The sequence below is a fragment of the Nonomuraea sp. NPDC049480 genome, from assembly GCF_044465905.1.
Taxonomy (GTDB): Bacteria; Actinomycetota; Actinomycetes; order Streptosporangiales; family Streptosporangiaceae; genus Nonomuraea.
Map to the genome: position 1 here is coordinate 105,688 of NZ_JBITMD010000019.1, position 23,320 is coordinate 129,007.

25 protein-coding genes are annotated in these 23,320 nt (G+C 66.7%); 16 read left to right on the forward strand and 9 right to left on the reverse strand.

Features of this window, described 5'->3' with window-relative positions; all coding sequences use genetic code 11:
- Positions 1-11 precede the first annotated feature (11 nt).
- Positions 12-794, reverse strand: a complete 783-nt coding sequence (locus ACIBX3_RS41175; protein WP_397126005.1) for an SDR family NAD(P)-dependent oxidoreductase — start codon at positions 792-794, stop codon at positions 12-14.
- A 173-nt stretch (positions 795-967) separates the two neighbouring features.
- Between ACIBX3_RS41175 and ACIBX3_RS41180 the strand changes: the two genes are divergently transcribed.
- Both ACIBX3_RS41180 and ACIBX3_RS41185 read left to right on the forward strand, forming a co-directional pair.
- Complete coding sequence (locus tag ACIBX3_RS41180; RefSeq protein ID WP_397126006.1) at positions 968-2,191, forward strand: PucR family transcriptional regulator; 1,224 nt, start codon at positions 968-970, stop codon at positions 2,189-2,191.
- Between the two features lie 145 nt (positions 2,192-2,336).
- Positions 2,337-3,182: an alpha/beta fold hydrolase gene (locus ACIBX3_RS41185; protein WP_397126007.1), complete on the forward strand. Its 846-nt coding sequence runs from the start codon at positions 2,337-2,339 to the stop codon at positions 3,180-3,182.
- 379 nt (positions 3,183-3,561) lie between these two features.
- Here the strand turns inward: ACIBX3_RS41185 and ACIBX3_RS41190 are convergent, their stop codons facing one another.
- Positions 3,562-4,884, reverse strand: coding sequence for an IS630 family transposase (locus ACIBX3_RS41190; protein WP_397126008.1), 1,323 nt, complete (start codon positions 4,882-4,884; stop codon positions 3,562-3,564).
- 184 nt (positions 4,885-5,068) lie between these two features.
- Positions 5,069-5,677: a hypothetical protein gene (locus ACIBX3_RS41195; RefSeq protein WP_397126009.1), complete on the reverse strand. Its 609-nt coding sequence runs from the start codon at positions 5,675-5,677 to the stop codon at positions 5,069-5,071.
- 261 nt (positions 5,678-5,938) lie between these two features.
- Between ACIBX3_RS41195 and ACIBX3_RS41200 the strand changes: the two genes are divergently transcribed.
- The 6 genes from ACIBX3_RS41200 to ACIBX3_RS41225 all read left to right on the forward strand — a co-directional run bounded on the left by ACIBX3_RS41200 (position 5,939) and on the right by ACIBX3_RS41225 (position 8,599).
- A complete protein-coding gene (locus tag ACIBX3_RS41200) occupies positions 5,939-6,667 on the forward strand; it encodes a DUF2786 domain-containing protein (protein ID WP_397126010.1) in 729 nt (242 codons plus the stop codon).
- Positions 6,668-6,930: 263 nt separating this feature from the next.
- Positions 6,931-7,092, forward strand: a complete 162-nt coding sequence (locus ACIBX3_RS41205) for a hypothetical protein (RefSeq protein WP_397126011.1) — start codon at positions 6,931-6,933, stop codon at positions 7,090-7,092.
- 151 nt (positions 7,093-7,243) lie between these two features.
- Entirely contained in the window at positions 7,244-7,372 is a 129-nt protein-coding gene (locus ACIBX3_RS41210) for a hypothetical protein (RefSeq protein ID WP_397126012.1), read from the forward strand.
- The gene (locus ACIBX3_RS41215; protein ID WP_397126013.1) at positions 7,362-7,598 is read left to right on the forward strand and encodes a hypothetical protein; all 237 of its coding nucleotides are present in this window, start codon (positions 7,362-7,364) and stop codon (positions 7,596-7,598) included. Before ACIBX3_RS41210 ends, ACIBX3_RS41215 begins: the two co-directional genes overlap by 11 nt.
- A gap of 62 nt (positions 7,599-7,660) precedes the next feature.
- Positions 7,661-7,900 (forward strand): hypothetical protein, encoded by a 240-nt coding sequence (locus ACIBX3_RS41220; protein ID WP_397126014.1) that lies wholly within the window; start codon positions 7,661-7,663, stop codon positions 7,898-7,900.
- Positions 7,901-7,918: 18 nt separating this feature from the next.
- The gene (locus tag ACIBX3_RS41225) at positions 7,919-8,599 is read left to right on the forward strand and encodes a hypothetical protein (RefSeq protein WP_397126015.1); all 681 of its coding nucleotides are present in this window, start codon (positions 7,919-7,921) and stop codon (positions 8,597-8,599) included.
- A gap of 178 nt (positions 8,600-8,777) precedes the next feature.
- Here the strand turns inward: ACIBX3_RS41225 and ACIBX3_RS41230 are convergent, their stop codons facing one another.
- Both ACIBX3_RS41230 and ACIBX3_RS41235 read right to left on the reverse strand, forming a co-directional pair.
- A complete protein-coding gene (locus tag ACIBX3_RS41230) occupies positions 8,778-9,803 on the reverse strand; it encodes a hypothetical protein (protein ID WP_397126016.1) in 1,026 nt (341 codons plus the stop codon).
- 24 nt (positions 9,804-9,827) lie between these two features.
- Positions 9,828-10,844, reverse strand: a complete 1,017-nt coding sequence (locus tag ACIBX3_RS41235; RefSeq protein WP_397126017.1) for a hypothetical protein — start codon at positions 10,842-10,844, stop codon at positions 9,828-9,830.
- 845 nt (positions 10,845-11,689) lie between these two features.
- Here ACIBX3_RS41235 and ACIBX3_RS41240 point away from each other — a divergent pair.
- Together ACIBX3_RS41240 and ACIBX3_RS41245 are read left to right on the forward strand one after the other, a co-directional pair.
- Positions 11,690-12,274, forward strand: a complete 585-nt coding sequence (locus tag ACIBX3_RS41240; protein WP_397126018.1) for a hypothetical protein — start codon at positions 11,690-11,692, stop codon at positions 12,272-12,274.
- Positions 12,275-12,279: 5 nt separating this feature from the next.
- Positions 12,280-12,573, forward strand: coding sequence for a hypothetical protein (locus ACIBX3_RS41245; RefSeq protein ID WP_397126019.1), 294 nt, complete (start codon positions 12,280-12,282; stop codon positions 12,571-12,573).
- 450 nt (positions 12,574-13,023) lie between these two features.
- Here the strand turns inward: ACIBX3_RS41245 and ACIBX3_RS41250 are convergent, their stop codons facing one another.
- Positions 13,024-13,290, reverse strand: a complete 267-nt coding sequence (locus ACIBX3_RS41250) for a hypothetical protein (protein WP_397126020.1) — start codon at positions 13,288-13,290, stop codon at positions 13,024-13,026.
- 180 nt (positions 13,291-13,470) lie between these two features.
- On the opposite strand from ACIBX3_RS41250, the gene ACIBX3_RS41255 reads away from it, so the two are divergent.
- On the forward strand, positions 13,471-13,602 hold the full coding sequence (locus ACIBX3_RS41255) for a hypothetical protein (RefSeq protein WP_397126021.1): 132 nt from the start codon (positions 13,471-13,473) through the stop codon (positions 13,600-13,602).
- An 88-nt stretch (positions 13,603-13,690) separates the two neighbouring features.
- Here ACIBX3_RS41255 and ACIBX3_RS41260 read toward each other — a convergent pair whose 3' ends face one another.
- Positions 13,691-13,846, reverse strand: coding sequence for a hypothetical protein (locus tag ACIBX3_RS41260; protein ID WP_397126022.1), 156 nt, complete (start codon positions 13,844-13,846; stop codon positions 13,691-13,693).
- Positions 13,847-13,977: 131 nt separating this feature from the next.
- On the opposite strand from ACIBX3_RS41260, the gene ACIBX3_RS41265 reads away from it, so the two are divergent.
- Together ACIBX3_RS41265 and ACIBX3_RS41270 are read left to right on the forward strand one after the other, a co-directional pair.
- Positions 13,978-15,312, forward strand: a complete 1,335-nt coding sequence (locus tag ACIBX3_RS41265) for a hypothetical protein (protein ID WP_397126023.1) — start codon at positions 13,978-13,980, stop codon at positions 15,310-15,312.
- Complete coding sequence (locus ACIBX3_RS41270; protein WP_397126024.1) at positions 15,312-16,184, forward strand: hypothetical protein; 873 nt, start codon at positions 15,312-15,314, stop codon at positions 16,182-16,184. Before ACIBX3_RS41265 ends, ACIBX3_RS41270 begins: the two co-directional genes overlap by 1 nt.
- Positions 16,185-16,298: 114 nt before the next feature.
- Here the strand turns inward: ACIBX3_RS41270 and ACIBX3_RS41275 are convergent, their stop codons facing one another.
- Positions 16,299-16,619, reverse strand: a complete 321-nt coding sequence (locus ACIBX3_RS41275; RefSeq protein WP_397126025.1) for a DUF6355 family natural product biosynthesis protein — start codon at positions 16,617-16,619, stop codon at positions 16,299-16,301.
- Between the two features lie 202 nt (positions 16,620-16,821).
- On the opposite strand from ACIBX3_RS41275, the gene ACIBX3_RS41280 reads away from it, so the two are divergent.
- A complete protein-coding gene (locus ACIBX3_RS41280) occupies positions 16,822-19,551 on the forward strand; it encodes a hypothetical protein (protein WP_397126026.1) in 2,730 nt (909 codons plus the stop codon).
- A 115-nt stretch (positions 19,552-19,666) separates the two neighbouring features.
- Here ACIBX3_RS41280 and ACIBX3_RS41285 read toward each other — a convergent pair whose 3' ends face one another.
- Positions 19,667-19,855 carry a hypothetical protein gene (locus tag ACIBX3_RS41285; protein ID WP_397126027.1) on the reverse strand — a complete coding sequence of 63 codons (189 nt, stop codon included), beginning with the start codon at positions 19,853-19,855 and terminating at the stop codon, positions 19,667-19,669.
- Positions 19,856-19,979: 124 nt separating this feature from the next.
- On the opposite strand from ACIBX3_RS41285, the gene ACIBX3_RS41290 reads away from it, so the two are divergent.
- On the forward strand, positions 19,980-20,492 hold the full coding sequence (locus tag ACIBX3_RS41290) for a hypothetical protein (protein WP_397126028.1): 513 nt from the start codon (positions 19,980-19,982) through the stop codon (positions 20,490-20,492).
- A 44-nt stretch (positions 20,493-20,536) separates the two neighbouring features.
- Positions 20,537-23,296 carry a hypothetical protein gene (locus ACIBX3_RS41295; protein WP_397126029.1) on the forward strand — a complete coding sequence of 920 codons (2,760 nt, stop codon included), beginning with the start codon at positions 20,537-20,539 and terminating at the stop codon, positions 23,294-23,296.
- Positions 23,297-23,320: the final 24 nt, after the last annotated feature.

Here is a 23,320-nt window from a genome sequence, read left to right on the forward strand (position 1 = left end):
ATTGTCGGCGCTCAGCCGGTGCGGGCAGCCAGTCCCCCGTCCACGGGCAGGCAGACCCCGTTGATGTACGACGCGCGGTCCGAGGCCAGGAACACGGCCGCGTTGGCCACATCCCACGGGCTACCCATCCTGCCTGTAGGACTCCTGGCATCACGAGCCGCCAGCTCGGTCTCGAGGCCGGCAGGATCGTCGACGAGTTGCCGGGCCACGAGCGGGGTGTTGATCAGGCCAGGGACGACCGCATTGGCGCGAATGCCGTGTTCAGCGTAGGTGAGAGCGAGCGAAACCGTCAGCTGGTTGACTCCGGCCTTCGCCGCGCTGTACGCGGGATAGACGTAACCCGTCGCGCGGATGCTGGACAGCGAGGACACGTTGACGATGGCGCCCTTGCCCCGTTCGAGCATGCGCGGCAGGACATGGCGAACGGTGAGATAGCAGCTGGTCAGATTGACCGCCATCGCTGCGTCCCAGTCGTCGCGGGCAAGGTCGAGAACGGTCCCGCGCAGGGCAAGACCGACGTTGTTGTGCAAAATTTCAGGAGATCCCCAGTTGTCTGCGACCCTGGCCACGGCGCGGGCCACCTCTGCCTCGTCGGTCACGTCAGCCTTGAGCGCCATGGCCTTCCCGCCCTCCGCGAGGATCTCTTTGGCCACGCGCTCGGCCTCGCCGCGGTTGCGGTCCACACAGGCCACCCAGGCTCCCGCCAGTCCGTACGCGTGCGCCGTCGCCGCACTGATGCTGAGCCCTGGACCGCTCGACCCGGCGCCGAAGACGATCACCGCGATACCCGCCAACTCCGTGCTCCTGGCGGGTTTCATAGCTGTCCTCCGATGCCCGACAGACGCCGGGCGGCTCGTGATGTCCGGCGTGGATCCAGGGCATCAGCGTGAATGCCGAGGGTGACGTCCCGGCACCGTCGGAGGACGAGACTCTTCAAGGGATTTTCCTCTGTTTGTAGGATGCCGCCGTGGGACACAGCACCATCCAGGACATCGTTGACGACCTCGCGGAGCGCCTGCAGCGATCGGTGGCGGTCGACGATGCCGGTATCCGCCTGCTCTACACCAGTCCTCACTACGGTGACGAGGACGAGGTCCGGATCCGGGCCGTGCTTCAGCGCGACGCGGGAGGTAAGGCGATCGGACACGTCCTGGCGCAGGGCGTGACGAACTGGACCACGGCGGGGATCATCCCGCCCAAGCCGGAGATCGGATTCAAGGCGCGGGTGTGCGTACCGATCCGCCGGCGCAGCGAGTTGCTGGGTCTGCTGATCGTCCTCGACGCCGACGGGACCCTCACCACGTCCGAACTGGCCACGATCTCCGCCACCGCCCGCGAGCTCGCCTCCCTGATGATCGACGTCCACGGGCCGACAGTAGACGCCGCGAGCCTGACCCGCGAGTCCGCCGTGGACGGCCTGCTGGACGCGGACGCCGGCGTACGCCGGGAAGCCCTGCGGGCACTCGCGGACAGTGGCGGCACACGCCTCGGCGAGCACGTGCGGGCCGTGGCCGTGGAGGTGCGCGACGATGACGAGCCGGCGACGCCCTCCCACATCACCATCGCGCTACGACGCGCGTTGTCGGCGCAGACCCGGGCGAATCCCGGAGGGAAGATCCTTTTCTGCGTGCACGACCGCCGGGCGGCGCTGGTCCTGTGCTCCCACTCACCTGTCCCCGCGCCGGACGTGGACCGCTTCACCGACCAGCTGATCCGCCAGGTCCACGACGTCTCCGACGGCCGTTTCACCTGCGTGGCCGGGATCGGCTCGGCGATGACCGGGCTGGCCGCGGCGTGGTCCTCCTACCGTCAGGCCCAGTTGGCCTGCCGCGCCGCGGGAGCCATGGTTCCCGCACCTGTGGCCCACTGGTCCGGCCTCGGAACCCTCGGCATCCTGTTGCGACTTCCTCCTGGCGAGATCCGGCTCGAGACCCTTCCCGACGAGATGCAACGCCTGCTGGCCGTTGACCGTGACCGGCGGCTCACCGCCACCCTGCGCGCGTACCTCGACACCGGCGGCTCCGGACCGGCCGCGTCCGCAGCCCTGCACATCCACCGCACGACCCTGTACTACCGCCTGGAACGCATCGTCGAGCTGACGGGACTCGACCTGGCCGACGGCAGGACTCGGCTGACGTTACATCTGGGACTTCAGCTACTCGATCTCATCGAGAATGACTTTCGACAATGAGAGGAATTCCGCCGGTCGATTTCAGTCATCGGACTGTAGTCCCCGCGCCACGATGACCCGATGCTCATGTGACGACGCTCACACGGTCCGAGCGCCGCTGAGAAGAGGGCCGATGCCCCGTGCACCGCGAGGAGGCGGACTCAGCATGCAGAACTTCACGACACGTGACGGGTGCACTATCGCATACCGCGACACCGGCGCCGGGGAGGAAACGTTGGTCCTGCTGCACGGCTGGTCGCAGTCTCAAGCGATGTTCGACCGTCTGCTCGGCCTGCTCGGACCCGAGCTGCGGGTCATCACCTACGACATACGCAACCACGGCGAATCCGGGCGCACCGACAACGGCGCGCGCATTGCTACCCTTGCCACCGACCTGAACGAGCTGCTCGATCACCTCGGCATCAGCCAGGCCCACCTGCTCGGGCACTCCATGGGGGCCTCCGTGCTGTGGTCCTACATCGATCAATACGGCACCGAGCGCCTCCGGTCTCTGGTGATCCTCGACCAGCCCAGCGTCTGCGTGACCATGCCCTGGATGGACCCGGCCGAGATCACGCAGTCAGGCGCCATCCTTGACTTCGCCGGCGCGGAAGGGTTCGCCCAGGCGCTCCTCGGCGCCGACTCGGCCACCGCCCGGCGCAGTTTCCTCACCTCGATGCTCACCCCCGACGTCCCGGAAGACGACTTCGCCTGGCTGTACGAGGAGAATCTCAAGCTCGCGATGCCGTACGGGGCCAAGCTCCTGATCGACCACGTGATGCAGGACTGGCGCGAGGTGCTGCCCGCCATCGACGTGCCGACCCTGGTGACCGGCGGCGAAGTCAGCCACGTGGCCCCGACCTCCCAGGAGTGGATCGCGAGCCGGATACCCGGCGCGAAGCTGCGTATCTTCAGCCGCACCGAGGGCGGCGCGCATTTTCCGTTCTTCGAGTCGCCCAAGGACTTCGCCGACGTGCTCGTGGAGTTCCTTTCCAGCGCGACCGAGCGCTGACCCGGCCGCTCGAGCTACAGCCCTTGGACCAGGGGTTACAGGGCCTGACCTGGACCGGACCGGGACGGTGCCGGCAATCGTGGCCCAGCTCCAACTAACGTGTCTCGGCTCGGGGCTTGTGCCGTGACACGTTAGTTGGAACCGAGGCGTTGCCGTGAGCTGCAGCCCCAACTGATCCTCAAGAGGCCGGCGCGGCGCCGACAAGGCGTCCAGCACGCTCAGCACGTGCGGTCGCCAGCCGGTCACCACCGAATACCGCCACCCACTGCCAGCGCCGCCTCACCCGTCGCCGCGAAGCGCGTCTCGTCCCGCTCCTTGATCAAACAAGCTGGGCGGACGTCGAACAACCATCTCGAGCCGTCCTGGAAGACAGCTAGTGTCATGCGCCTGAAATTCGTCGGCAATATTTAGCGAGGGATTCGAGGATCTCTTCGGCGGTCTTGGTCCAGACGAACGGCTTCGGGTCGTCGTTCCACTGATCCATCCAGTCGCGGATGTCCTTCTCCAATGCTTGGACGCTCTTGTGGACGCCGCGGCGGATCAGCTGGTCGGTCAGATAGCCGAACCAGCGCTCGACCTGGTTGATCCACGAAGAGCCGGTCGGCGTGAAGTGCATGTGGAAGCGGGGATGGCGGGCCAGCCAGGCTTTGATCGCCGGGGTCTTGTGGGTGCCGTAGTTGTCGCAGATCAGATGGACGTCGAGTTCGGCCGGCACCGTCTGGTCGATCGTGGTCAGGAACTTCTTGAACTCGGCGGCGCGGTGCTGACGGTGCAACTCGCCGATGACGCTGCCGTCGGCGATGTTGAAGGCGGCGAACAGGCTGGTGATGCCGTTGCGGGCGTAGTCGTGGGTGCGCCGCTCGGGCATGCCCGGCATCATCGGCAGCACCGGCTGCGACCGGTCCAGGGCTTGGATCTGCGATTTCTCATCCACGCACAGCACCACTGCACGTTCGGGCGGGTCGTGATACAGCCCGACCACATCGACGACCTTCTCCACAAACAGCGGATCCGTCGACAGCTTGAAGGTGTCGGCCTGGTGCGGCTTGAGCCCGAAGTCCCGCCAGATCCGCCCGATCGTCGACTTACTCAGCCCGCTACGCTTGGCCATCGAGGCCCGCGACCAGTGCGTGGCGTTCTTCGGCGTCTCCTCCAAGGTCGCCACCACCACCTCTTCGGCCTGATCCAAGGTGATCGAGGGCGGCCGGCCCGGACGCTGCTCATCAATCAACCCGTCCAGCCGTAACCGCAGGAACCGACGACGCCATTTGGACACCGTGTCCGGATGCACCCGCAGCTCAGCGGCGATCTGCTGGTTGTCCTTGCCGTCCGCACAACCCAGCACGATCTTCGAGCGCATCGCCAAGACCTGCGAGGACTTCGCCCGCCGCGCCCACCGATGCAACACCGCCCGCTCCTCGTCGCTGACCGTCAACTCCGCCTTGGGCCGCCCCGTGCGGGCCTCATCGACCAAGGCGTCCAGCCCGCCCCGGGCAAAGGCCGCACGCCATTTGCGCACCGTGCCGACAGCGATGCCCAACTCCCGCGCCACCTGCGCGTTACTGGATCCCGGCTCCGCACAGCACAGCACGACCTTTGCCCGGATCGCCAACCGTGACGGCTCCGCGGACATGCCGATCAGCCGGGCTCGCTCAGCTTCGGTCAGATGGATCTCTACTGCCGACGGTCCTGAATGCGCCATATCCACCAGCTTATGAACTTAACCGACGAATTTCAGGCGTATGACACTAGTGCTGTGACCGGAAACGATCGCCGGGTTGGCGCGTAAGACGGTCCTGCCGGTTGGATGGTGCTGATCATGGCCGTGAGCCCGCCGGCCACAACCCCGCCAGCTCGGCCGCCTCGATCCGCTCGGCCTGCGGTCGTCAGGTGCCGGGCGTTCGCCGATGGAGTGGGACGCCATGCTTGAGCAGCCATGCTCTGAGGGCGGTCTCTACCATGTCCTGCGGGCCGGTGGCGGTGTTCAGGCAGGCGACGGTGAGCCGGTCGTTCGTCTGTTGGGTGATGCGTGGACCGATGGGCACGTCGTCGACCTCTTCTTTGGCCCGGCGGTTGCGGCTCTTTACGCTGCGTTCCCGCTTGGGGCGGGTGCCGTCCGGGTTGAGAGGCGGCTTGGCGTCGTCGGGGATGCCGAGGAAGTTGAGGTAATCGACGAGGGCGGCTTCGACGATGCCGGAGATACCGAGGCCGGTCTCTTCGTTGGCGTGGGTGAGGCGTTCGTTGGTGTGGTAGCTGATGCGGACGGCGAGGGTGGGTTTGTCCTGGCGGCTTTTGGTGCGGGGGCGAGATGCCGCTTGCTGTTCCGCTTGCTTGACCAGTGCCTTGCGGGCGGCGGTGGCTTGGGTTGAGCGGGCCATGGCGACGGTGTCTCCTTGGCGGGCGGGCGTGATGTCGCCATATACCTTTCCGTGCTTCGGTTCTTTCTGCAAGTGAGGTTGCTTGCGTGTTGAGTGGCCATGCAGGTGGTGAAGCACGGGAAGCGCCCTCCGACGTGGCGCTGAAGCGTACGCGCGTGACGCTCAGAGCGAGCGTGAGCGCTGCTGATCATGCTCGGCGCGTAGTTGATCCTTCCACGCATTGTGGCCGCTCAAAGCGCGTTTCAGCACACTCTAAGGGTCGTTGCGAAAACAGAACGAACGTGCAAGAATGGCCAAGATCCAAAAACAAGCGAGCATGAGCACTACCAACTCATGCAAGCAAAACTGATAGCACCAACAACCCAGGAAGACGGACACGTGACCACCGCCCCCGAAAAGACGCTAGAGCGCATCCGCAAATACCTCGCCATCGCGGAGCACCCCAACACCGGCCCGGAAGAGGCCGAGACCTACCGCGATCGCGCCTACAACCTCATGGCCAGCTACGGCATCGAGCGCGCCCACCTCGCTGCCGCCGGACAGATCACGGACGAACTCAGCAGTTGGGCCCTCGCCATCGACAAAACCCACCAGGCCGAGCGCATCCAGTTCCTCGCCGCCATCACCAACGCCAAGACCTGCCGCACCTTGTCGTGGAAGGTCAACGACACGACGTACCTCATGGTGTCCGGCTACCAGAGCGACCTCGAGGTCGTGAAGATGCTCTTCGCCTCCCTGTCGCTGCAATGGCCAAGGAGGTCAAGACCGTCACCCGCCGCGGGCGCACGAGCCTCGCCAGCGCCCGCAAGAGCTTCATGCTCGGGTTCGCCTCTCGCGTCGGCGAGAAGCTGCGCGAGGCCAACAAGGCCGCCACCGCCGAGACTCCCCACCACCAGCACGGGCCGCTCCACCGAACTCGTCCTACGTGACCGCCAGGCCGCCGTCGACGACTACTTCAACCGCCAGGCCCCCCACACCCGAGCCTCCAAGGGCCCGAAGATCCGCGACACGCACGCCTACCTCGCCGGTCGCGAGGCAGGCGACCGCGCCGACCTCGGCGGCGGTGCGCGCCTCGGCTCCAGCGGCCAGCGCGCCATCAACGCTTAACCCCTCGGACGGCGGGCGCCACCCAGCGCCCGCCCTTCACCCCCAACCCAACGAAGGAGAACCGTGGAGAACACGGAATCGACCTGCACCCTCTGCAAGGGCCCCATCCGGAACCAGGCCGCGGAAGGCCGCCCCGATGTATGGATCCACACCACCGTCACGGAGCCCTACTGCTACCTGCCGATGCCGCCATACCAGGTCGAGGAGGCCCTGCCGCGCGAGACCCGCAAAGAGTCGAGGAGACGGTCACCTACGACTGGGAGATGGAGTTCGAGGTCCACGTTGGAGTGACCCCGGACGAGTTGTCCTCCTACATCGCCGCTCACGAAGACCGGTGGATCGACAACATGGAGGACAACTTCCACGACTCCAGCGACCGGATAGTCCTCGACGACCACACGTTCTTCGCCGACGACGCCGGCTAACTCGCCAACCTCGCCATCGGCATCCACGAGTGCCCCAAGCAGATCATGGAGTTCCTGACCATCACCTGCCCGGTCTGCGGGCGTCCAGCCCGCCGCCGACGACACCGCACACCAGAACGTCGGCTACTTCGTCGCCATCGCCTGCAACGGCATGCGCGTCGTCAACCCCGACTGGATCGGCATGGACGGCACCGACTGGACGGACTGGACCAAGGATCAGCCCACTGTCGCAAGCGGAAAGGCTGGCGACTATGGCCCCCCGGATCGTCGTGAAGATTGAGCCGGTCGAGGTCGACGGCGAGGGGCGGCACCAGGCCGTCTGCTACACCCCCGGCTGCACGCTCGGCGTCGACGGCAAGCCGTGGGCCAGTCACCCCAACGTGGTCAAGGCCGCTTCGGAGGAACTGGCCCGCATCCACCGGAGTGACCACCGCGACCCCGCCCGGCGGCCGATCTCCACCGCCTCGGCGGCGCGGCCCGTCCGAGACACCCAGCTCCCCGACTGACCCCAGGGGTGGCCCGGCTGCGCGCCGGGCCACCCGCCCCTCAACCCCCAGGAGCGTGACCGGTGAAGTGCGTCGACTGCAGCCAGAAGAACAAGCCGTGGACCAGGCAGCACGTCTACGAAAACAGCTACTGCCAGCAGCCGATCGTGTACTCCCGGGAATGCCACGACGTCCACGACCGGACCTGCGTGAGCTACTGCCGCGCCGTCGGCCGCACTCCTGAACCCCACCCGCGCGACCTCGCCCGCCAGGCCGAGGAAGCCGCCAAACCCCGACAGCTCGACCTGTTCGCCGAGCTGTGACCCATAGAAGGGCCACTCATGAAGTACGTGTATCTGGACACAGAGACGACCACCCTCGACCCCCGATTCGGCTCCCTGTGGGAGGCCGCTGCGATCGTCCGCGACACCGACTGTCCCGACCTCGGAGACCGGGAGTTCTGGTGGCAGGTCAAGCCTGATCTCACCTACGCCGACCCCAAGGCGTTGCAGATCGGCCGGTACTACGCCAGGAGCCAGGTCTGTGACCGAGAGGCCGGCGCCGGCGTGCAGCTGGGGTGCGGGACGGAGCGCGCCGATGCCCCACCCGCGGGCAAGGTGATGAAGAACGTGACGGCGGATCAGATTGCGCTCCGCCTCGCGCGGCACCTCGACGGCGCGACGATCGTGGCGAACAATCCCCGCCACGATCGGGACTTCCTGCAGGCGTTCCTGCACGCCCACGGGCAGGCGTTCACGGCATCGCACCGAATGGAGGACATTCGGGCCACGCTGACCGGCTATGTCTACGGCCGTCCGTCCGTCTACGACGGCAAGGTGGACGAGGCGTTCGGGGCCGAGGCCGCGCCGTACGTGCACGACTGGCTCGACGGCGCCACGGACTACCTGGCTTGGGAGATCGTCGACGTCACGCAGGAACGGGAGACCAAGCACACCGCGCTTGGAGACGCACGCCTGGTGCGGGACGTGTTCGACGCCATCACGCAGGAGGTTCGTAGGTGATACCCGGCGAGGAGGAGCCTACGGACGCCCCATCTTCTGGGGCCCGGCGGCTACCTGGAGAAGGCCGTCGACCTGGCCGCGAGGTTAGATGACTTGACAGTCCTGCAGGACGACCTTGTCACGTTCGAGCGGACCAGCCCTCTGCCGATCATAGGATGGCGAGCGATCGAGTGCGTGGCTATGTCCTGCGACTCTCGCCAATCCCTGCCGTTTCGATGGGCCAGATGGCCAGCATGTAGCTTTCGCCGCGTTCCCTGGCGGCCATCTCCGGTGACAGGCGGCGGGAGCGGCCGTGTACCCGTATCCCGTAGCGTCCCGCGCCCTGCCAGGCGATGTTGAACCGGGGGGTGACGTCGTCGTCGTTGGGAATGAAGTCGCGTAACTGCATTACGCCAGTGGTGGTGATGAATTCAGCATCCTGAGATGCTTGCCAGGTCGTGGCGGGCATCCGAGGCGCTTCAGGGCTGAAGTTCACCCGAATGTGGGCGATGTCGTTCGCGACAGCGGAGATGATCATAATCATGTCGGGTGCCGTAGCCACCAACCCGTTCCCCTCAGCTTCAGGCAGGCGGTCTGGTTGCTGGTAGGGGTTGCAGATCACGATGTGTCCTTCGCGCACACGGACCTGACCGATTAGCAGGCTCGGCGTTGGGACTAGCCCTTCTAGGACATGTCCCTTCGTAGGGTGGCCGGTAGTAACGGTGGTGGTTCCTGTCAGCCTACGGACAGCGTCCTCTTGTCCGGTTGGTGCCTCATCCAGCGGCCATACCGTAAGCAGGAAATGCTCAAGAGGTTCTTCGGTCGTGTCTTGCCCATGGCTTCGGCCTTTGGCTTGGACCCGCAATCGATAGTGACCCGCCCCGCGATAAGCCAAGTTGGGCAGATCCGATGAAGGGCTGGCCATCATGCCACGTACGAGGAGGTTGCCCGTTGTTGACGTCACTGTGACTTCCTCGGTCTCCTCCCATCCTTGCGGGGAAGGGGGCGGCTCGGACTCCGCCAGTTGCACCGTCACCCCGACGACGCCCGTGTGTACGCCGGCGAGGATGACACCCGTGTCGATCCCTGCGGCGACCAAGCCGTTGGGGACACTACTTGGGTGTTCCTTGCTGGCGTTCGGATCGGTGAGCAGCAACTGCTTGTAGGACAGCCATACTGTCGCTGAAGCGGCTGCTGGGGGCGTCGTCGAGGGCGATGAGGTCATGATGAAGAGACTACCGAGGCTTTCCTAGATGGTGACGACTTGGACCCAGAACTCGTCCTTGTTGAGGATGCGGTTCTGGTCGTAGGTGGACTGCAGCAGATTAGCGCCCGCTAGGTTCTGGCTTTCCCGGATAAGCCGCCAGCTGGCGTCAAAACCGCTGGTGTATGACCCCTCGTGGGTGGAGGCAAAGGGGTATTCATCGCACTCTTGACGCTCGCCAGTGGCCGGATCCGGCGGTCGGGGAGAGGGCGCGTACTGGCAGGACTGCGTCCGGTTTTCTTTGATGTCGGCCTTATTGGTGAGACGCGATAGAGGGACATTTCCGGGAGCCCCGATTGGCCAATTGGTGGACTGAGCGTCGGCTATATGTTGCGCGAACTGGGGCATCGTGGTTTTGGGAACGCGCATAATGGGGCGATACCCGGGGAAGACGCAGCCGTGGTAGGCGTTGGTGCCTGCCGAGCGGTAATCGCAACGGATGTCCTCGACGAGTTGGACCGCGTCAGACATGTCAACTGGGAAGGTCCCGGGAACATAGAACACATGTTCGACATCGAGCGAGATCTTGGCTTTCTGGCCGATCGTCGATCCCAGCGTGTCGACGAACCAATGATAGGCCCTAGTCCACCTGGCGCCGAAATCGACCGGAACGGTGACATTTGTGGTCTGCATAGCGCACAGGCCGACACAGTCGCCATTGGCTGTCCAAGTCATCCCAGTCCATGGACCGCCAGTTGGGAACTGTGGATGGAGCCACTGCTCCCAGGTCATCCGTTCAGCATTGGGAGTGGTGACTACCATATCCCAGGTGTCAAGTTCGAGGGTGCCGATGACTTTGCCCCGCGTGTCAATCATGAGGACGTTGTAAACCCAATGGCGGCAGGCTTGGGTGCGGTTGAATTCCCAGTGCGTGGCGTCCTGGCACCATTCGGGGATCTCCGCAGGGCGCGGTAGCGCGTTGGCCAGGCGGGGCGAGATTTCGCTCGCCGGGCCCTGGCTGGCGATACACACCACGTTCTTGCCCTCTGGGACCTTCGCCAACTTGGGAGATCCTGGCTTGAACTCGTCGCAGGACCCTGCCGATGATGTGGTATCCGCCTTCTTCGTGCTGGGGATGCCTTCTTGCTTGGCAGGGTCATTAAGCGCTATGGCTTGAGCCAGCGCACTGTCATTCGCACTTGGGGTGGGAGAGGGGGACGGTGATGGTTCAGCGTTCGCGGCTGGCATGTGCAGTGTAAACGCTGCCGCACTAGCTACTGCTGCGAGGAGGAGGGTTAATCGGTTCACGAATGCGCGAATCAACTATCGGTCCTTCCGGTCGGAAATGAAAGATTATTCCGACATGTGATCCTTACTCGGAGTTCGCGACAAATCAACCCCTTGATCTTGTCAATGGCGGCATGGTAAGTGCACACCTTTGTCGCATCTCGATGACAGTGCGTGAAGCTGCCGCTTGTGCCGTTGGATTGGAGCCTCCTCCATCCCGGACGGTGGTATTAGAACATCCCAGAGATGGTGACGGCCTTCGGTTACCTGCGCGCACGCCGCGTTTGGAGGCCGTTTGTCGCTCCCGAAATAGAGCAACCACAGGACTACCTGGCAGGAACTGCACCCGCCGTACGACGCGGTGGTGGAGGCGAACGGCGTCGTCACCAGGGAGGACGTACCGTAGTCCCTTAACGAGAGCCATATTGCTAGCGATAGTGGTACGGCTTGCTATCCCTCCCGGACTTCGGAAGGACAGCGTTGACCGACACAAACTCGCTGTGCATCGGCCCTCGCTGCGGACGGGGTGAACCCCGCCAGGCAGCGAACGGGCGTCTCATCTGCGCGACCTGTACGACCAGGCTGTGTCGCGACCTGGAGATCACCCCGCTGCTCATGCAGTGGCTCGATCAGCACAAGACGCCGGCCAGGGCGGCGGGGACAAGGTGTCCGGCTCTCAGGAGGCCGGCACGCCGCCGCGGCTCGATGTGCTGTCGATGCTGCATGACGGGGCGACGCCGATCCACGGCGACGATGACGACCAGATCGGCCCGCCGTCGATCCCGTCGACCTTGACGAACTGGGCGTGGCTGATCGCTGAGTACCGTGGCCTGGTCTACCCGGAGCGGGCCGACGTCGCCGAGCTGTCGGCGTGGCTGCTGCGGCATCTGGACTGGGTGACCGGCCAGCCGTGGATTGACGGCATGATCGGCGAAATGGGGGCGTTGCGCCGGTGGGCGCATGGGCTCGCGCCGTGGGCTGTTCACGTGCAGGAACTCGTCGGGCCGTGCCGGACGTGCGGCAAGCGGGCGCTGTTCCGGGTGGCGGGGGAGCGGTGCGTCGAGTGCGACGCCCGCGAGGACGTAGGCGGGTGCGGCAGCTTGTGGACCGAGGAGGAGTACGAGGAGCACGTGGCCGAGCTGGTGGGTCGGCGCCGCCAATCTCGAAAGGTTGGAGCGAAAACGAAACGAGGCACGGCAGAATGATGTTCATGAAGAACCCCGGGCGGCTCCCCCCGAAGGAGCAGAGGATCGCGGCGGAGAAGGCACTCCTGGAGGCGGCCCGCGCCTACTACAAGGCGATTGAGGAGCCGACGAGGAAGTTCAACGAAGCCCTCGCCGCCGCGGCGGGCCCACCCGAAGGGGTGCCCGCTAGCGACAAGAAGTCCCTGGTGACCCGCCGCCGCATGGTCGAGATCACCAAGGAGGCCGACCCCCAGGGGGAGGGTTTCTCTCTCTACACCCTTCTGAAGGTCGTGTCGGAACTCACGCAGCAGGAAGAGTAGATTCCCGTTGAACTGTCGCTTGGAAGCTCCGGCCGCCGCCGGAGCTTTCTGCGTTTCAGAGCTCGACGGCGCGGAATCGCCAGGGGATTCATGGCTGGGGGTCGCGATCGAGTCCCGGATGTCGATGCCGTGCTCTAATCCGGTCGCGTACGCCAGCTTGGGGTCGCCGATCATGCGTTTGAAGGCGCGCAGCACGACCAGCGCTACGGTGTTCATGGTCACCACGATCGTGAAGCTGTGCAGCCATAGCAGGTAGACCGCGGTCATATAGAGCACGTGCGGGTTGAGGGCGACCCAGATGGTGGCGACCCCCGCCGTCATCCAGCCGAGCACGGTGACGGTCACGGACGTTGCCAAGGCGCGATCGGCGCGCAGCACACGCAGCATAGGAAATCCCCCAGTAGTTGACGTTGGATTACGGCTACAGCCAGTTTTTGGTGGCGTAATGGATCAGTTGGCCTCGGGTGGACACACCTGCCAGCTGGCGCATCCGCGCGCGATGCGGCGGCCCACGGTCCATGGGGAGGCTTCGCACACGCGGGCGATCACCTTGTCGGTTTCGCCGGCGACGACCTGCTGCAGGATCTTGCGGTCCTGCGGGTCGAGTTCTGTGGGCGCGTCGGAGACGTCGATGTTGTACGGGATCGCCTTCGCCCACTCCTCCTCGAAACGGGCGATCTGCCCGGCGATGAGCGGGGCCGACTCGATCATCAGCATGGGCAGACTGCCCCGCTCCTCCACAGGCGTGAGCGCTACCACCCTGTGGTCGGCCGCAGCGTCGTAGGAGGTGGCGTCGGCAGGGACGGCAAGGGCGACAGCGGCAGTGGCGCGTCGGGCGGCGCGGTACCGGCCGCGAAGCCGCCCGTGACACCCCGCGTGTCACGCACCCAGAAGACCGTGCCACGACGCATGCGCGTCCTGGACGAGGAGACGGCGCGCGACCTGTTCCACGAGGGCATCGAGAACGTGGAGGAGCTGCGGGAGCTGGTCGACGCGCTGTGCGCTTCGGCGTCGGAAGAGGTGATGTGAAGTCCTGCTCGCACTGGATAGGCGCTGAGGCGCGTCGTTGCAGCGCCGCCCCTGCGAGGTTCTACTTGCAGGGGTGGCGCTGTGCTGATCACACGCCGTCGGCGTTGACCGGACGGCCGGAGCCTGTGGGTACTGCGCTCCCGCGCTCCCGCGCGCTGCTACTGCTCAGTTCGTCATCGGTGTCGGCGCGATTCTGCAGATCCTCGGCCCGTTCATCGCCGGGCTCGTGCAGGTCGCGGCTCAACTCCTGGGCCCGGTCCTGGGTGCCCTGCAACTGATCGTGCAGGCCCTGGCCGGGTCGCTGCTGTCCGCGATCGTGCAGGTCACCCCGACCATCTCCCTGCTGTTGGGAGCGTCGGCCAGCTGGTCGCCGCCGTGGCGCCGCTTCTGCCTCCGCTGCTGCAGCTCGTGGCGGTGTTCGCAACGGCGTTGATGCCAGCGGTCGTGCAGGCCGTGTCGATCATCTCCGGCGCACTGGTGCCGGTGCTGGTACGGCTGCAGCCGGTCGTCGGCCAGATCGCTGCCGCGTTCGGCCAGTTCCTCCTCGCCGTGGTGCCGCTGGTCGGCCCCTTGGCGGACCTGGTGGCGCAGATCGCGTCGGCGCTGCTCCCGGCCCTGGCTCCTCTTCTGCCGCCCGTCGGCCAGGTCGCGGCGGTCCTCGGCAGCGTCCTGGTGCAGGCCCTCGGCGTGCTCGTCCAGGCCGTCACGCCGATTCTGCCGCTGCTGTCGCAGGCCGTCGTCCTGTTCGGCGTGCAGCTCATGCAATCGCTGGTCACCTTGTCGCCTGTGCTGCTGCAGGTCGTCCAGACGTTCTCTGCACTGCTGCCCGCCGTGGCGCCACTCCTGCCTCTGCTGCTGCAGCTCGGAGCGTCGATCGTGCCGCAGGCCGTACAGCTCACCTCGGCGCTGGCTCCGCTGCTCATGCAGCTCGCGGCGGGGTTCATCCAGATCCTCCAAGCTGTCATGCCGGTCCTTCCGCCTCTGGTGCGGCTGGCAGGCGCGGTGCTGCCGCAGGTCGTCAGCCTGGTGTCCCTGCTCGCGCAGGGCCTGACGTCGCTGCTGGGCCCCGCGATCCAAGCGATCACAACAGTCGTGGCCACGATGGTGCAGAGCGTCGCCACGGCGTTCGGCTGGCTGTACGACGTCCTGATCGGTCACAGCATCATCCCGGACCTGGTGACCGGGATCGGCCGGTGGATCGGCGGCACTCTGGTCGGTTTCTTCGCTGATCTGCCGGGCCAGCTCGTGCGCGCGGTCGGCGACAACGGCACGGTGATGAGCGGCGTCGGCCAGGCCGTCATGACCGGCATCTGGTCCGGCATCGTCAGTATGTACGACTGGCTGAAGAACGCCATCTACGGCTTCTTCTCCAGCATCATGCCGGACTGGGTGCGGCAGGCCCTCGGCATCTCCAGTCCGAGCCGCGTGTTCGCGCAGATCGGCGGGTTCACGATGCTCGGCATGGCCCAGGGCATGCAGCAGTCGGCCGGCGAGGTGATGCGCACGGCCCGCAGCATCGCCGGGCAGCTCACCACCGCGTTCAACCCGGACCTGTCCGCGTCGGTCAGCTCAGGCGCGGCCGCGGTCGGCAGGCCAGGCCAGGGCGGGGGAGTGGTCGTCAACCTGACCACGATCAACCCGGTCGCTGAGCCGGGCTCGCAGACGATCAACCGCGGCCTTCAGATGGCCGGTGCTATGGGGGTGGTGTGATGTCCGCGACGTACTTCCTGGACGGGGTGCCCCTGGACCACCCGGCGGGGTGCTGGCGGCTGAAGAAGGGCACGAAGCGGCGCCCGCTGCCGGGGGTGCGGACGGTGAACCTGTCCGTCCCTGGCCGGGCAGGTGACCTGCCGGTGCTCGGCCTGGACCATGAGGCGACGACGCTCGCGCTGGCGCTCACCGTCTATCCGTTCACGCCGTCCGGCGCGGACGGCGGGGCGCAGCAGATGGAGCACAACCTGGAAGCGTTGGGCGCGCTGCTCGGGACGCGACATCGGCTCATGACGCTCAAGTGGGTGACGGGGTCGATCGTCCGCGTCGCCGAGGTCACGGTCGAAGCGACCAGCGAGCCGGAGTACTTTCCGGGCGCGGCCATGGCCAGGCAGACCGCCGTGTGCAAGATCCCCGGCGTGTACTGGCGGGACGAGGCCGACGTGACGTGGACCGGGACGCTGCCGGGCGCGGGCCAGATCGTCACTCCGCTGGCGGGCAGCTCCGGCCCTATCGTCGACTCCGTGCTGCGGATCACCGGCCCGGCCGTCCAGCCGTCCGTGCGCGACGTGGCGACCGGCGGGATGGTGGCCTACACGGAGACGGTACAGGTCGGCCAGCACCTGCTCATTGACTGCGGCGGGCTGAGTGCGGCGATCGTCACCACAGACACGTGGGGCCTGACCAGCGGGACGGACGTGACCGGCGACATCAACGCGACCGGCCCCGGCAGCGCGTTCAGGTGGCTCCACCTGACCCCAGCGATGGCGCTGGGTGACCCGCACTCGCGGGCCGTCCTGGTCGACGTCACCGCGTTGGGCACGTCGGCTTCTTCGGTTCTGACGATTCGGGCCCGCCGCTCCTACCTATAGAACCTCTGCTCGTAAGAGTCCGCACGAAAGCCGAGATTGCGAACATTATCCCAGATCTCTGGGTTAGGTATCGTGGCTGCCGGGCGAGCCGCCCGGCAGCCACGAGGTCTAACGTCACCCAGCGTTGCACAGCCTGCCGACGTAGACGGCGTAATAGGCGAAGGCGTCGAGCTTCGTCAGACCCGGCTTAACACACATTTCATAATGGCCTTCGGTATACGACTCGACTCTGATGATGATGTCAGTCCGCGGGCCCTCATCGCAGTGCCCGTACCAGTTTCCGGTCGCGTCTCTGTAGTAGCCGCAGCGGATCTGGGCGGTTGTTTCTGAATCGGCGATCGTCGAAGCTGAGACCGGAGTCCCGGCTAACGCGACGGTGGCGGCCACTAAGGCTACGATCGCCGACTTCGCGATGGTGGGAGTTGCGAAGCGCATGAATCCCCCTGGGGATGCAGAAGAAGATCCGACCCAGTTAGTCAAGCGCAGGGCGCTTTCGTGTCTCTGTCGTCAAGATTCCAGATCTCTGTCGTCAAGACGTCACGCCAGTTCAGATGCGCGTTGAGACCCATTGTCCGTGGGCACGGCTCAATGGTTTATCACGCGACGCTCGCTTGTGGCGCTGCCAGAAGGGGAACCAGTGTTCGACGTCCGCATCATCGCGTACGCCCCCAACGGCGACCGCCTGGGCCTGCTGCCGCACCCGCTCGCGTGGCAGACCGGGCACCCGCTAAACGACGTGCCGTCGATGACGTTGCGGTACAGCCGTCACGCCATCGGCGCTGACCTGCTTGCGCAGCCGTGCGAGGTGGCCATCGAGTGGTCGGAGGACGGACAGACGTGGGTCGAGCCGCCGGACTCGCGGTTCCTGCGGATCAGGCGCGGCACGGCCGTCACCGACGAGTCCGGCGTCGAGACGTTCGAGCTGCCCGGCTACGGCTGGCAGCTCCGCAAGATCGTGCTCTTCCCCGGGCCAGCACCGCTGGTCGACGGCAAGAGAGCGTTCACGTCCGCGACGCCCGGCAGCATCCTGCAGACGTTCCTCGCCGAGGCGAAGGTGCGCGGCGCGCTGCCCGAGCTCGACTGGACGTTCGACACTGAGCAGGACAGCGACAACAAGCCGTGGGCGAAGATCCTGACCATCTACTACCAGCCGGGCCTGGACGCGCTGACGACGCTGATCAACCTCGCCGAGCAGTCCGTCGTGGACTTTCGCATGGTGGGCCGGACTCTCCACGTCTACAACGCCGACAGCGCGCTGGCGCGCGACCGTACGGCCGCGCCGCGTGTGGACCTGCGGCTCGGCCGTGACGTGCTCGACGCCCCGGACACCGGCACGCTGGAGGATGCCGCGAGCGCCGTCCTGGTCGTGGGCGACGAGGGGTTCCGCCGGTCGTACAGCTCCAGCGCGGTCCTGCCGTGGGGCCGGTGGGAGAACTACATCGGGCAGGGCGGCGTCTCAGACGAGGGGACCGCGTTCCTGCTCGCTGAGTCGTCGCTGCTGCGCGCCGCCCGCGAGCGGGTGCAGCACACCCGGGAGATCACGCCGTACGGGGCGCGGTGGCTGCCGTGGCGGGACTACCAGCCCGGAGACAAGATCATCGCGCCCGCGAGCGGCGGCGCGCTGGCACCCTTGCGGGTCCGGCAGATCACGCTCACCAAGGACGACAAGGGCGTGGTCGGCGGCAACGTCGTCCTCAACGACCGCTTCTTGGAGCAGTCCATTCGCCTCGCGCGCCGCACGGCCGGCATCGTCGGCGGGTCGACCGCGTCCGGCGGTTCCGGCGCGCAGCCCGCGCCGCCGTCACCGCGTGGCCGCACCGCCGCGAAGCCCGTGGGCCTGATCGTGAACCCGATCACCTACGTGGACGCGACCGGGCACGCGCAGGGCCAGATCACCGCCACGTGGGGGCCGGTGCTCCTGGACGTGAACGGCGAAGCGATCGACATCGACTCGTACGAGTTGTTCATGCGGGACAACATCGTCGGCGCGCCATGGTTCCTCGTCGCGACTACGGAGCCGGGCACTACAACGGCGACCTACTCGCCGCTGCTCGTCGGCGAGGAGTACGCCTACAAGGTCCGCGCCACCAGCCAGGGCGTCAAAGGCGTGTTCTCCGACGATTACGCCGTACTCATCGAGAACGACGACACTCCGCCACCCGCGCCGACCGCTCCTGCCCTGGCCGCACGGCTCGGCGTAATCCATGTCGGATGGGACGGGCTCGGCGTCGGCTCAGCACCGATGCCGTCCGACTTCCACCGGGTGCAGGTTTGGATGCAAGACCCGCTCGACCCCGGTGCGGCCGAGGTCGGCTATCTGCAGGCGGCCGGGTCGATCGTCGTCACCGGGCAGCCGTATGGCGCGCTGCGCGAGTTCTGGCTGACCGCCGTCGACCACGCCGGTAACGAGTCGGCCCCGTCCGGGAGCGCAGTGACCGCCGCGGTGCAGCTCGTGCAGGGCGACGCCGCTGACGAGTCGATCACGGCGGGTGCCATCGCGGCCAACGCCATCACCTCCGACAAGATCCAGGCCGGGGCGATCGAGGCGGCGCACATCGGGGCCAACCAGATCACGGCCGACAAACTGGAGGCAATCCTGGCCCTGGCCACGCGGATCGTCGCTGGCGACCCGAACGCGGCGCGGGTGGAGCTCAACGCGGCTGGGCTGGCGGCGTTCAACGCGGGTGGCACGCAGACGGTGCTGATCTCCTCGACCGGCACCGTAAGCATCGTCGGGCAGCTCGCGACGGGGCTCACCGGCAACCGGCTCGTCATCAACCCGACCGGGGCGACGCAGCCCGAGATCCGGTTCCTGCCGGGCACCGGCACGAACCCCGCGCGGATGTACGTTGACGGGTCGATGTACGCCGGTGAGGCGACCATCGTCACCGTGTCCGGCGTGGACGGGACGGGCACCGCGCAGTGCCAGGTGGTCCACGCGGCCACCGACTACCGGGTCCACATCGTCAACCCGACGACCGGCCTCGCGGGCGGAGGCTATCTGTTTGCGAAGCCGGCCGAGCTCGAGGTCGGCTACAACGACAGCTCGGCGAACTTGAACCGCTTCAAGTTCTCCGCTGCGTCGACCCAGTTCGCCGGGAAATGGAGTTTCAGCGGGGGAGAGGCGGGGCTCCTCATGCGGTCGGTGTCGCTGTCGGGCGGTTCGTCGTACACGGTGAACTGGACGTTCACGATGGTGACGGTGCCGCGCGTGGTGTTCACGGCGGACAACCCCCTGCCGGACCGGCTGAGCTTCCACATGCGGAACCCGACCACCACGAACTTTTCGCTCCGTAGCAGCGAAAGCAGTCTGGGCTCGCCGCCCGTCTTCACGGTGCAGCTGAACATGAGGGCCTGGCGGATGTGATGGCTCGTCTTCGCCCCACCGCCAGCGGCGCGGAGGGTCCGAAGACGAGCTCTCACAGGCGGGGCATGACCACTCACTACTCATGCCCGAGCCGGAACGGCGGCTTTCAGGCTCCTCACGGCTCCAGAGGCTTCCTCAGCCCCGTCGAGCTGTCTGCCAGGACGGTCTGTTTGGCGGAGGAGCCCTGCGCGGGCTCGGCCTGCGACACTGCCGAGCCGCCTGCCAGCATCAGCGCGGCGGCCAGGAGCATGCCCACCGCCAGTACCAGGGCGGAGATGCGAGGAAGGACCAGAAATCTTTGCATCGAGGTACCCCCAGGGATCGAATCGACGTACCGAACAACCGGTATTCGTCGCCCCGGCCATGAGCGGATGAAGATTCAACAACCTCAGGCGGAAGATGCACAAGGAGAGGTTCTGGGGGGAGCGATGGCGGTTGAGCAGTGGCGGATCACTGAGGTCTGCGAGGTGAGCGGCCCCGACGAGGACGCATGGCTGATCACGTACGAGCCGGTCGACGGCGACGCGGGCGCGCGGTTCGTGTCGTACGTGCCGAAGGAAGCGATCGAGGTTCGGGCAGCGGAGTACGGCCTGGCCAGCGTCGATGAGGCCCTGGAGGTGATCCTGTATGCGCCGCTGCTCGCGCCCGCTCACGCGGCTGGGGAACTGGACATGCCGGTCCCGGCGCTGGTTGACGTCGAGACTGCTCGCGCGCAGGTGACGGAGCAGCTTGCCACCTGCAAGGAGAAGTACGGCCGCGTCGTCACCGCCACGGCGGCGGCCGGGGCTGGCCGCGCGGCCAAGACCAAGGCGGCTGATCCGTTGCAGGTCATCCGAGATCAGACGCGGATCGACCCCATCAGGACGGCCACGATCCGCATGGAGATGGACCGATACCGGCTGGCCCACGCGGCAGAGTCGGAGAATGGAGGCGGCCGGTGAGCGTGATCCTGCCCGCTGATCTGCCCCGGTACGGGCTCCGGCTGGTGGCGTACGAGCCCAACGGCGACAAGCTGGGCCTGTTGCCGTTCCCGCTGAGCTTCGAGGCCGCGGCCCCGCTGAACGATGTGTCGTCGCTGCGGCTGGACTACTCATCGCACGCGGCCGGGGAGGACCTGCTCGCGCAGCCGTGTGAGGTCGCCCTGGAGTATCTGGCGGACGGCGACTGGGTTGAGCCGCCCGGCGGCCGGTTCCTGCGGATCAAGCGTGGTTCCGACGTCACCGACCAAGCCGGGAAGCGGAGCTACATCTGCCCCGGCTACGCGTGGGCTTTCAAGAAGGCCGTGCTGTACCCGACCGGGACGCTCGTCGACGGCAAGAGGCAGTTCAACGCCGTGCCGGTGGGGGCTGTGCTGCGGACCCTCATCGACGAGGCGAAGGTTCGTGGCGCGCTGGAGGGCATGACCGCCGGGTTCAGCAGCAGCATTGACAGCAATAACCAGGAGTGGGCGGCCAAGCTGACGCTCGCGCTGGAGCCCGGCGTCGACCTGCTAACCCTGTTGCTCAACCTGTCCGATCAGGGCGTGATCGACTGGCGGATGCGCGGCCGCATGCTGGAGGTGTTCAATGAGGGCACCGTGATGGCGCGTGACCGGTCGGCCGGCCCGGCGCTGGTCGACCTGCGGCTCGGCCGCGACGTTGACCAGGCCCCGGATGACGCCACCCTGGAGGACCTCTCTACCGCAATCCTTATCGCTGGCGAGAACGGCTTCACGCACGAGATCGCCAACGACCCTGCGGCGGCTCCGTGGGGCCGCTGGGAGACCTATCAGCAGCAGGGCGGGGTGAGCGACCCAGGGACGGCCGCCGCGCTCGGACAGGCCGCTCTGAGCCGCGCGTCCGGGGAGCGGGTGCAGATCACCCGAGCGGTGGTGTTCGACGCGGCGCGGTGGCTGCCGTGGGCGGATTACACGCCCGGGGACATGGTGCTCGCGCCAGGTGACGGCGGCCGGATGGAGCCTCTGCGCATCCGGCAGATCACGTTGTCGCGGGCGGGCGACGGCAAGCTGTCCGGCAACCTCGTGCTCAACGATCGGTTCCTGGAAGACGACATCAAACTTGCACGCAAAAGCGCTGGCATCCTCGCGGGCGGGGTGTCGTCGGGCGGATCTGGCGCGACGCCGGCCCCGGACTCCAGCGGCCGTGTCCCGGCCGCGCCGCCGGGCCTCATTGTGGAACCGGACGCGTATCTGGACGCGGGCGGGTACGCGCGGGGTATCGCGGTGGTGACGTGGGGTCCGGTGATTGCGGACGTCAACGGGGTCGCGCTCGACGTCGACGGCTACGAGGTGTACGCCCGCCCCAACGCCGAGGGCGAGTTGTGGTACCTGGTGGCGCAGACCGCGTCCGGCGACGTGTCGGCGAGCGTGTCTTCGCTGAACGTGGACTCCGAGTACGCGTTCAAGGTGCGTGCCGTCGGTAACGACGGCACGAAGGGCGTGTTCAGCGCCCCGGTCGCCGTGCTCATCCCGAACGATGGGACGCCTCCTCCGGTGCCGTCCGCGCCGACGCTGACGACCAGGCTCGGCGTGATCCATGCCGCGTGGGACGGCTTGGGCGTTGGCGGCGCGCCGATGCCGATCGACTTCGAGCGGGTCCGCGTGTGGATGCAGGACCCGCTCGCGCCGGGCGCGGCCGAGGTCGGGTATCTGACGGCAGCCGGTGTCGTGGTGATCCCGGATCAGCCGTACGGGCAGGCCCGCGAGGTGTGGCTGACCGCGATCGACCGGTCGGGTAATGAGTCGGCGGCCACTCCGTCCGGGGTGATCGCCACTGTGCCGCTGGTGGACACGGACCTGATCGGCGACATCATCGACGGGGCCGAGCACATCATTGACGGCACGATCCCCGGCGACGCGAAGATTACCGCCGGGACCATCACAGGCCGCCTGATCCAGGCGCTGGAGATCAAGGCCGACCACATCCAGGCGAACGCGATCGAGGCGGACAAGATCAAGGCCGGCGCGATCCAGGCGGCGCACATCGCGGCGAACGCGATCGAGGCCGACAAGATCGCCGCGAACGCGATCACCGCAGTGAAGATCGCCGCCGACGCGATCACAGGGAAGACGATCACCGGCGGCATCGTGCGCTCGGGCGCGACTGGACAGCGGTTTGTCTTGGACAGCTCAACACTCGACTTGCGCTTCTACCCGGCCGGGAACACGAACTACTCGCGTTTCTACGCCGTGGATGGCTTGTATCCCGGCGAAACGACGACCTTCATCACCAGCGGCACCAACCAGTCCAGCAGCGCACGGGCCGAACTCCAGGTCGCCGCCGGCCTGGTGCGGCTGGGAATCCGCCAGCCGTCGACTTCGACCCGCAAGGGCGGCGGCCTCGACGTGGCAGAGGGCTACGCCCAGTTCGGATACTCGACCGGGTCGCAATCGTCCGACACCTACATCTACCTGAACAACACGGGCCGGTTCTTTATCCGCGGCAGGGTGTGGGACTCGAACGTGGCCGACCCGTACGACGCGTTCCAGGCCGGATCGTGGAGCATCGGTGGCGACACCACGCCGAACTGGGCGGTCTACTACTACATCAACAGCTCCAGTTCCATGGCCGGCAACATGGGCCCCGTCGTCACCTTGAGAGACGGCTTCTCTGGCGGCGCCGACGCCTTCTTCAACACGATGCTGCCGGTCGCGTGGGCGATCACGGCGAGCACCAACCTCGGGTTCCAGATCAACCTTGCGCGCGGCTCCAGTTTTGCGTGTTACTTCTGGGCGCACCGCCACTGACCAGCCGTTCCTTCAACCAATGAC